Origin of the sequence: Propylenella binzhouense (assembly GCF_009866965.1) — a bacterium.
GTDB classification, from domain to species: domain Bacteria; phylum Pseudomonadota; class Alphaproteobacteria; order Rhizobiales; family Afifellaceae; genus Propylenella; species Propylenella binzhouense.
Genome location: NZ_SPKJ01000124.1, coordinates 1 through 9,793 on the forward strand (window position 1 = coordinate 1; position 9,793 = coordinate 9,793).

General features: G+C 70.2%; 6 protein-coding genes and 1 pseudogene. 1 reads left to right on the forward strand and 6 read right to left on the reverse strand.

Annotated elements, in window-relative coordinates:
* The 5 genes and pseudogenes from E4O86_RS20690 to E4O86_RS20705 form a co-directional block, all read right to left on the reverse strand.
* Positions 1-3,131, reverse strand: a 3,131-nt coding sequence (locus E4O86_RS20690; RefSeq protein WP_161142448.1) for an efflux RND transporter permease subunit, incomplete at its 3' end; no start/stop codon positions are given.
* Between the two features lie 2 nt (positions 3,132-3,133).
* Positions 3,134-4,231 (reverse strand): efflux RND transporter periplasmic adaptor subunit, encoded by a 1,098-nt coding sequence (locus E4O86_RS20695; protein WP_161142449.1) that lies wholly within the window; start codon positions 4,229-4,231, stop codon positions 3,134-3,136.
* Complete coding sequence (locus tag E4O86_RS20700; RefSeq protein WP_246206532.1) at positions 4,213-4,740, reverse strand: TetR family transcriptional regulator C-terminal domain-containing protein; 528 nt, start codon at positions 4,738-4,740, stop codon at positions 4,213-4,215. Before E4O86_RS20700 ends, E4O86_RS20695 begins: the two co-directional genes overlap by 19 nt.
* A gap of 6 nt (positions 4,741-4,746) precedes the next feature.
* Positions 4,747-4,881, reverse strand: a pseudogene (locus E4O86_RS24055) (TetR family transcriptional regulator); the annotation flags it as partial.
* A 128-nt stretch (positions 4,882-5,009) separates the two neighbouring features.
* Positions 5,010-6,455, reverse strand: coding sequence for a TrkH family potassium uptake protein (locus E4O86_RS20705; RefSeq protein ID WP_343039205.1), 1,446 nt, complete (start codon positions 6,453-6,455; stop codon positions 5,010-5,012).
* A 160-nt stretch (positions 6,456-6,615) separates the two neighbouring features.
* Here E4O86_RS20705 and E4O86_RS20710 point away from each other — a divergent pair, with 160 nt between their 5' ends.
* Positions 6,616-7,938 carry a hemolysin family protein gene (locus tag E4O86_RS20710; protein WP_161142451.1) on the forward strand — a complete coding sequence of 441 codons (1,323 nt, stop codon included), beginning with the start codon at positions 6,616-6,618 and terminating at the stop codon, positions 7,936-7,938.
* Here E4O86_RS20710 and E4O86_RS20715 read toward each other — a convergent pair.
* The coding region (locus E4O86_RS20715) for a glycosyltransferase (RefSeq protein ID WP_161142452.1) at positions 7,906-9,793 on the reverse strand (1,888 nt) is incomplete at its 5' end. The two genes, E4O86_RS20710 and E4O86_RS20715, sit on opposite strands and share 33 nt — an antisense overlap.

Consider the following 9,793-nt stretch of genomic DNA (forward strand, 5'->3'; position numbering starts at 1 on the left):
GGCAGCGGCGCGCCCGCGCGCCTGCGCCGCCGTGCCTCGCGCCGCCCGGCCCGCCTCTCGCGCCGGCGCATCCGCCAGGCGGCGAAATTCGCCATCGCCATCAGCGCGGCCGGAGTGACGACCAGCGTCAGCACCGTGGCGAAGCCGAGGCCGAAGACGATCGCGGTCGAGAGATGGGTCCACCATTGCGTCGAGGGCGCGCCGATCGCCACCGAGCGCGTGACGAAATCGATGTTGATGCCGAAGGCGATGGCGAGAACGCCGAGGATCGCGGTCACCGCCGTGAGCACGACCGGCCGCGCGCGCTCGCGGCAGGTCTCGAGGATCGCCTCGTAGGCCGCGACGCCCTCGCGCCGCAGGCGGTCGTAGGTGTCGATCAGCACGATGTTGTTGTTCACGATCACGCCCGCATTCGCGATCACGCCGATGCCGGTCATGACCACGCCGAAGGCCTGGTTCATCAGCATCAGCCCGATCAGCACGCCGATCGTCGAGAGTACCACGGCCGACAGCACCAGCAGCACGCTCGAGAACTTGTTGAACTGGGCGAGCAGGATCGCGAAGATCAGGAAGAGCGCCGCGCCGAATGCCGACATGAGGAAGGCCCCGGCCTTCTCGCGCTCCTCGTCCTCGCCCTTCATCTTGAAGGTGATGCCCGGCCCGAGATCGGCCTTGGCCATCGCGTCGGTGACCTGCTGCTGGACGACGGCGGCCTGCGCGCCCTCGGCGATGTTCGCCGTCACCGTCACCACCCGCGTTCCGTCGACGCGGTTGATGAGCCCGACCTTCGGCTCCGGGACGCGGGTGACGAAGTTGGAGATCGGCACCGCGCCGGCCGGCGTGTTGATCAGCAGCTCGTCGAGCTGGTCGATCGAACGCCGGTCCTCGGGGAAGCGGACCAGGATGTCGACCGACTTGTCGGTCGTCGCCGGCCGGTACTCGCTGATCTTCATCCCGTTCGTCACGAGCTGGACGGCGGTCCCGATCGTGACCGGGCTCGCGCCGAAGCGCGCCGCCTGGATGCGGTCGAAGTCGAGCTTCCAGTCGATGCCCGGAAGCGGCAGGCCGTCGTCGACGTCGCGCGCATCCGGGTTCTCGCGGATGATCGCGGCCGCCTTCCGCGCGGCGGGGAACAGGGCGTCGGGATCGAGCGAGGCGATCTGGAGCGTGATCGGCTTGCCCGTCGGCGGGCCGGCCGCCGGCTTCGTCACCTCGATGACCACGCCGGGAATGTCCTTCGTCCGCTCGCGGATGTCGGCCATGATCTCGCTCGCCTTCCGGCGCTGCTGCCAGTCCACGAACTCGAACTGGACGGTGCCGACCGTGTCCTCGGTGACGTCCGAGGAGCCCCTCTGGCCCTCGCCGGCGCGGGCATAGACGGTCTCGATCTCCTTCATTCCGAGGAGACGGTCCTCCACCTCGTGGACCAGCCGGTCCTTCTCGGAGATCGAGAGATTGCCGCGCGCACGCACCTGGACGAGGCCGTAATCGGGCTCGACCTCGGGGAAGAACTCGACGCCGTTGCCGTACGTCCCGTAGGCCTGGATCACGCCGACGAGGAGCACGGCCGCGAGCGAGAGCGTGACGAGCGGATGCCGGAGTGCTGTGCGCACCGTGAGCATGTAGAGGCCGCGGTCGCTCGCGCGCTCGTCCTTCGCCTGGCCGGGCCGGCCGAGCATCGCGCCGAGCGTCGGGGTGAAGATGAGCGCCACCACCAGCGACGCGGAGAGCGTCGCGATCAGGGTGAGCGGCATGTACTTCATGAACTCGCCGACGATGCCCGGCCAGAACAGGAGCGGCGAGAAGGCGGCGACGCGCGTCGCCGTCGCGGCGATGACGGGCCCGGCCATGCGCTTCGCGGCCATGGAATAGGCGAGCCGCGGCGCCATGCCCTCTGCCATCCGCCGCTCGGCGAATTCCGAGACGATGATGGCGTCGTCGACCAGCATGCCGACCGCGAGGATCAGCGAGAAGAGAACGACGATGTTGACGGTGAGGCCGGCGAGCTGAAGGCCGAGAATGCCGGCGAGGAAGGATGCCGGGATCGCGATCCCGATGAAGAGCGAGGCGCGGCCGCCGAGCACGGTCAGCATGATGATGACGACGAGCAGGACAGCGGTGATGACGCTGTTCTGCAGCTCGTGCAGCATCGTGCGGATATCCTTCGACTTGTCCTGCGTGAAGGTCACCTGCACGGTCGCCGGCCAGGTCCTGCGCAGCTCCTCCACGACGGCCCGCGTCGCGTCGACGGTCTCGATGAGATTGGCGCCGGTGCGCTTGGAGACCTCGATCGTGATCGCCGGCTTGCCGTTCACGCGGGTGATCGATTCCGGGTCCTTGAAGGTCGGCCGCACCTCGGCGACCTCGCCGAGCGTCACGACGGCCGAGCTCGTCGCCGCGACCGGGAAGTTCAGGATGTCCTGCGGCTGCTCGATGAGCGACGGCACCTTCACGGCGAAGCGGCCGGTGCCGCTTTCGAGCGCGCCCGCCGCGACCAGGCTGTTGCCGGCCCGGAAGGAGGCGGCGAGCTGGTCGAGCGAGATGCCGTAGCTCTTCAGGAGCATCGGCTCGGCGATGATCTCCACCACGTCGTCGCGGGCGCCGCGGAGATCGGCGGAGAGGACGCCCGGGATCTGCTCGATCGCCGTCTGCGTCTGGCGCGCGAGCTGGAGCAGCGCGCGCTCCGGCACGTCGCCGCCGAGCGCGACGACGAGCACCGGGAAGAGCGAGAGGTTCACCTCCTGCACGTGCGGCTCGTCTGCGTCCGACGGCAGGTCGCTCTTCGCGTCGTCCACCTTCGCGCGCACGTCGGCGAGCGCGACGTCGGAATCGAAGCCGGCCTCGAATTCCAGGAGCACGTAGCCGCCGCCTTCGAACGCGGCGGAGCGCATCTCCTTCACGTTCGAGACGGACTTGAGCTGCGTCTCGAGCGGCCGCAGGATCAGCCGCTCCGCATCTTCGGGGCTGATGCCGCGCTGCGTCACGTTCACGTAGATGATCGGGACCTTGACGTCCGGCTCCGCCTCCTTGGGGATGGTCATGTAGGCGGAGAAGCCGGCGACCAGGAGGAAGACCAGCGTCGCGATCGTCAGCCGGGCGTGGCTGATCGCATAATCGACCGGATTGGCCATGGTCAGTTCCGGGAGAGAAGGTTGGCCGCGGGCTGCTGGACGACGTCGACGACCTGGCCGTCCTTCACGAAATCCTGGCCCTGCACCACGATCCGGCTGCCGTCCTGCGGACCGGCGACCCAGACCGTGTCGCGCGCGTCCTCGACGATCGCCACCGGCACCGAGGAGACCCTTCCGTCGGCATCGACGGTGCGGATGCTGAGCCGCCCTTCTGCGGAGAAGGTGAGCGCGGAGCGCGGAACCCGGACCGAGTTGACCGGCGCGAGCTTCAGCTCGACCTCGGCGGTGATGCCGTCCGGGATCGCACCGTCGCGGTTCGGCACCTCGACGTCGACGCGGTAGGTGCGCGTCTCGGCGCTCGCCGTCGGCGAGATGAAGCGGACCCGTCCGGGCACGGTCTGCCCCGTCACGAGCCGGACGGTGGCCTCGTCGCCGACCTCGATGCCGGCGAGCTGCCGCTCGGCCACTTCCGCGACCGCCAGCATCGGGTCGAGCGCGATCACCTCGGCGACCGTCGCGCCCGCCTGCAGCGCCTGTCCGGTGGAGACCGGAACGGAGCTCACCGTGCCGGCAATCGGCGCGGTCACCGTGCCGCGCCTCTGTTCGGCCTCGGCCTGGGCGAGCGCCGCCTCGGCGGCCCTGATGTCGGCCTCGAGCTGCGGCTTGTCGAGCGAGGGCGAGATGCCGCGCTCGATCAGCCGGAGCTTCGCCTTGAGCTCGGTCCTGCGCTGCTCGAGCCGCGCCTTCGCCTCGGCGACCTGGGCCTCGCGCGCCTCGTCGGAGAGGACCGCGAGCACGGCGCCCTTCTCGACCTGCTGGCCGCGGGCCACCTTCAGGTCGACGATGATGCCGTTGCCGCGCGCCACTGCGCTCGCGCGGCTGTCGGCCTCGGTCCGGCCCGAAAGCACGATGGTGCGCGCGTGGTCCCCCGCCTGCGCCTCCATCGTCGCGACCTGGAAGCGGGGTTCGGCGTGCTCGGCCTCCTGGGCCGGCGCAACGGCGGCGTCGGCCCGCTCGTCCTGGCGGCCGAGCATGCCCGAGCCGATCCAGCCGATTGCGGCGACGAGGATGACGAACGCGATCAGGCGGCTGGCGAGCATGGTCTGTCCTCCGTGCCGCCGGCGGCGCGCGACAGCACGATCGCGCCGTCCACGAGCGCCTTCACGACGGCGAATACTTCTCTGATCTCACGGTCCGGATCGAAATCGGGGGCGATCGCGCGGCGCACGAAGAGCCCGTCGGCGAGCTTGGCCAGGATCGAGGCGGCGGCCGTCGAATCGACGTCCGGCGCCATCGCGCCGCTCCGCTTGGCGTCCTCGAAGATCTGGATCAGATGCCGGATGATGTCGCGGTCGAACTCGTTGTGGACGCCGGCGACGAGCGGATTGCGCGCCGCCTCGGCCCAGATCTCTAGGCAGAGCGCGGCCTTGTCGCGCTCGCCGTCCTCGAAGTGCTTCCGGCCGAACGCGGCGAAGGCGGCCAGGAAGTTGCCGGGCTCCGGCTGGAACGCCTCGAACTCGGCGGCGAGATCGGCCCGGTCGCGCTCGCAGAGGCCCGCCACCAGCGCGTCCTTGGACGCGAAATAGCGATAGAGGTTGCCGGCGGTCATTCCGGCCTCCTGCGCGACGTCGTTCATGGTCGTGCGATGGAAGCCAGCGCGCGCAAAGCAGCGCCCGGCCGCATCCAGGATGCGGTCGCGCCTGTCCGCGGCCGGCTCCTCGCCGCGCGGTTTTGTACCGAGTTCGCTCATGGGCCCCAAGCGGTGAATGAACGTTCATTCACATGCGCGCACATGCAGGCGGAGTCAAGCCCAGCCGGCTAAGAGCCGCCCGGGGCGGATCCGCTTTCTTAGGCCCGGGTCTCCCGAGCCCGGGCCGGCTACCAGCGCCAGTAGCCGGGATCGAGGAGGATCAGCACGGTGAAAAGCTCGAGGCGTCCGAGGATCATGGCGACGGCGAGGACGGACTTGGCCATGTCCGGCAGGGTCGAGAAATTGCCGGCGGGGCCGACGATCTCGCCGAGGCCCGGCCCAACATTCGAGATCGCCGTCGCCGCCGAGGAAATCGCCGTCACGAAATCGAGCCCGAGCAGCACGAGGATCAGCGTGACGGCGGCCGTGGTCGCGACATAGAGCGTCAGGAAGGCGAGCACCGAGGGCGGGACGTCCTCCGGAATCCGCGCGCCGGCATATTTCATCGCCTCCAGCCGCGACGGGCTCGCGAGCATGCGGAACTGCCGCTTGATGACCTGGAAGAGGATGACGAAGCGGTAGATCTTGATGCCGCCGGCGGTCGATCCCGTGCACCCGCCGACGAAGGTGAGCATGAAGAACAGACCCACGGCGAACGGCCCCCACAGCGTGTAGTCGACGCTCGCATAGCCCGTCGTCGTGACGACCGAGACCGCGTTGAAGGCGACGAGCCGCATCGCATCGTCGAACGCGATCCCGGTCCGAAGCGAGAGCCAGACCGCCGCGAGGAAGGAGACGGCCGCCAGGAAGATCAGGAACCAGCGGGTCTGGGGATCGCGCCCGATGCGCCCAGGCTCGCCGCGGATCGCGGCGATGAAGAGAACGAGCGGCAATCCTCCGCAGATCATGAAGACGACGGCGATCCATTCCAGCGCCTCGCTCTGGAAATGGCCGAAGGAGGCGTCGTGCGTGGAATAGCCGCCGGTCGACAGCGTGGTCATCGCGTGGGCGAGCGCATCGAAGAAGGTCATGCCCGCGGCCGCATAGGCGAGCGTGCAGAGCAGCGTCAGCACGCCGTAGACCGCCGCGATCCAGGCCACGAGGTCGGACGAGCGCGCGAGCACCTTCTCCGAGCGGTCGGAGCTCTCGGCGCGGAAGAGCTGCATGCCGCCGACGCCCAGGAACGGCATGATGATCATGGCGAGCACGATGATGCCGACGCCGCCGATCCATTGCAGCACGGAGCGCCAGAGCAGGATGCCGCGCGGAAGCTCGTCGAGCCCGACGAGGACGGTGGAGCCGGTGGTCGTGAAGCCCGAGGCCGATTCGAAGAAGGCGTCGGCATAGGAGATGCCGAGGCCGAGGAAGGGGATGGCGCCGAAGGCCGGGATCACCGTCCAGACCGCCGCAGTGAGCAGGAAGGCCTGCTTGAGGCGGAGCGTCGAGCGCTCCGTCGTCCGCGTGCTGAGGACGAGGAGGAGCCCGGTCCCGGCCGTCACGGCGCTCGAGAGCACGAAGACGCGCCATTCCGGCGCACCGTTCTGCAGGTCCGTCAAAGCAGGCAGCAGCATCGTCCCGCCGAGGACGACGAGGAGTGCGCCGATGACCTGGATAATCGTCTGGTACTGCGCCACGCCGCCCGCCTCGCCCGCAAGCTAGCGGAAGCGCCGCGGCGGCGGAAGACGGGCCGCAGTCCGGAACTACCCGTCCGGGGCGCGCTGTGCCCGCATCGCCACATGACCCGATCCGCCGGATCGGCCATTATGGGCGTAGCCGGCGCAGAAACACGGTCCCATGCTCGCCCTCGAAATCGCCTTTGTCCTCGTTCTCACGCTCGTCAACGGTGCGCTCGCAATGTCGGAACTCGCGGTCGTGTCCGCCCGCAAGGCGCGGCTCGAGCGGCTGGCGGAGGACGGCAATGCGGGCGCGGCGCGGGCGCTCCGCCTGAAGTCCGATCCGAGCAGGTTCCTGTCGACCGTCCAGGTCGGCATCACGCTGGTCGGCATCCTCGCCGGCGCGGTCGGCGGCGCAACCCTGGCCGAGCGGGTCTCGCCCTGGTTCGAGCGGCTGCCGGCCGTCGGCGCCTATGGCGATACGATCGCGTTCGTGGTGGTCGTCGCATTGATCACCTACGTGTCGCTGGTGATCGGCGAGCTGGTGCCCAAGCGGATCGCGCTCGCCGACCCCGAGCGGATCGCGGCGGCGATGTCGGGCGTGCTCGCGGGCGTCGCCGGCGTCGGCGCCCCCGTTGTCTTCCTTCTCAAGGGCTCGACCGACCTCCTCACCCGCCTCCTCCGCGTGCCGGAAGCCGATGCCGACGTGGTGACGGAGGAGGAGGTGCGCACGCTGATCGCGGAAGGGACGCTCACCGGCGTGTTCGAGCCGGAGGAGAAGGACCTGATCGAGGGGGTGCTGCGCCTCGACGACTGGTCGATCAAGACCGTGATGACGCCGCGGAGCGAAATCGTCTGGATCGACGTGGAGGCGACGGCCGACCAGATCCGCGCCGCGATGGACGAGGGCGGCGTCTCGCGCCTCCTCGTCTGCGAGGGCAGCGTGGACAACCCGGTCGGCACGCTGCACTCGAAGGCCGTGCTCACCCGCGTGCTCGGCGGCGAGCCGATCGACGTGAGGGCGATGATGGAACAGCCGCTCCTCGTTCCGGACACCGTGACCGTCCTGCAGACGCTCGAGCACTTCAAGCGGACGGGCATCCACTTCGCCATCATCGTCGACGAGTACGGGACGAACGAAGGGATCGCCACGCTGACCGACGTCCTGGAGACGATCGCGGGCGAGCTTCCGGAAAGCGGCGAGGAGGCGGAGCCGTTCTTCCGGGAGCGCGGCGACGGCAGCTATTTCGTGGAAGGCCATACGCCGATCGGCGAGTTCTCCGAGGTGCTCGGGCTCGGGCGGGAGATCGGCACGCCGGACTTCCACACCGCCGCCGGGCTGGTACTCGACCGGCTCGGACGGATCCCCGTGGCCGGCGACGCGTTCCGCATCGGCGACTGGCAGATCGAGGTCGCCGACATGGACGAGCGCCGCATCGACAAGCTGATCGCGACGCCGGTCGGGCAGAGCTCACCGGAGGAAGGCGGCCCGCCCTCCGCCTGAGCCGCCCGGCGGCACCACCGGCGCCTGCCGCCGCGAGACGCCGTGCTCCGTCTTCTCCCAGCGGAACGGCGTCCTGAAGAACTGCCAGAGCGCCTGCCAGGCCGCGAGCGACTGCAGCACCCAGTAGAAGGGCAGCGTGGCGATCGACGGTGCAAGCTCCGGGGCGCGTGCGGCGGCAGCACCCCTGAGCGCCGCGAGGAGGCTGCCGACGGAGAACGCGGTCCCGTTGAAGAGCGTCACCAGCACCGTCGCCCATTCGAGGCCCGACCACGGCCTCCCCGAGCCGAGGCTCGGCAGCAGCGCGACGACGAGCGCGAGGAAGGACAGCGGATAGAAGAGGAGGCCGAGAATGCCGCCGGTGATGATCGCGTGCACGGCGACCGCCTCGCGGACCGAAAGACGCCGCCCGCGCGGGATCCCCTCCGCCATCGCGACCAAAGCGGTCTGGATCCAGCCCTTGATCCAGCGCCGGCGCTGCGGCAGCCACTGGGCGAAGCGTACCGGCGCCTCCTCGTAGGTGCGCGAATCGAGCACGCCGGTCAGGTAGCCGAAGCGGGCGAGCCGGACGCCGAGATCCGCGTCCTCGGTCACGTTGAACGGGTCCCAGGCCCCGACCTTCTGCAGCACCCGGCGCGGGAAATGGTTGGACGTGCCGCCGAGCGGGATCGGCACCCGCCAGCAGGCGAGCGCGGGCAGCAGCACCTCGAAATGGGCGGCATATTCGAGCGCGAACATCCTGGCGAACCAGCTGTCGCGGTTTTCCGGCACCAGCGCGGCCTGCACGCAGCCGAGCCGCGGTTCGGCGCGGAAGGCGGCAGCCGCCTTGCGGAGCTGGTCCGGCTCCGGCCGGTCCTCGGCGTCGTAGACGACGACCTGGTCTCCGGTGGCGAGCGGCAAGGCGTAGACGAGCGCCTTCGGCTTGGTGCGCGGCTCGGCCGGCGGGACCGGAACGACCATGAAATTGGCCGGCAGGCCGACCGCCTCGAGCGCCGACCGCGTCTCGCCGTCGTCCGCCTCCACGACGAGGAGCACCTGCAGCTTGGAGCGCGGATAGAGGAGCGCGTCGAGATTGCGGACGAGATCCGGCACCACGGCCGCCTCGCGGTAGAGCGCGACGAGCACCGTGTAGCTCGGGAGCTCGGCGTCCTTGGGATCGGGCCGCCTGCGCCGCCGGCGCGGCCAGAGGGACGCCGCGAGCTTCCAGACGACCGCGTTGGAGAAGACGAAGGAGAGGAGCAGGGCAAAGACGAGGATCGTCTCGGCCGGCGCCGCGCAGAAGCTCGCGACCGTTCCGGCGAAGAGCGCGAACAGCCAGTCGCGGCGGTTGCGCGAGGTCGCGAGCATGCGGGCGGAATGGGCCGGCATGGCGCGGGCGAGGCGGTTCACGGCATAGTGGACGAGCGCCTCGCCGTGGCGGGCGAGGAGGAAGGCCCGGATCGCCTCCGGCGGCACGATCCGCAGCCGGTCCGCCAGCGCCGGGGCGAGCCGGAGGCGCTCGGCGAGCGCCTCCAGTGCAGGTCCGGAGGGCGCCACCGCCAGGATCCGTTCGCCGGCGACGAGCGCGGCGGCGCATTCCGCCCGCCTGAGCGCCTCCGAGGGCGGAGGACGGGTGTCGGGATCGCGCTCGGCATGGTCGAGGCTCGGGAGGAACCGTACGCCGAGCTGGCCGGCGAGCGCCTGCCAGTAGGCCGTGCGGCGGAAATGCCGGCAGGCGAGCAGTTCGTCCGTCTCGGACGTGCCGCGCAGCCGGGCAAGCTCGCGGGCGAGCGCAACGGCGCGCGGCGATGCGAAGGCGGGGCCCGCGGCGGACCCGCCGATCCGGCCATGCCGGCGGGGCGGAACGCCGCCGCCCGGT

Coding starts and splice junctions, on each gene's coding strand:
- E4O86_RS20695 (WP_161142449.1), bottom strand. CDS start 4,231: ATGCTCGCCAGCCGCCTGATCGCGTTCGTCATCCTCGTCGCCGCAATC.
- E4O86_RS20710 (WP_161142451.1), top strand. CDS start 6,616: ATGCTCGCCCTCGAAATCGCCTTTGTCCTCGTTCTCACGCTCGTCAAC.
- E4O86_RS20700 (WP_246206532.1), bottom strand. CDS start 4,740: ATGACCGCCGGCAACCTCTATCGCTATTTCGCGTCCAAGGACGCGCTG.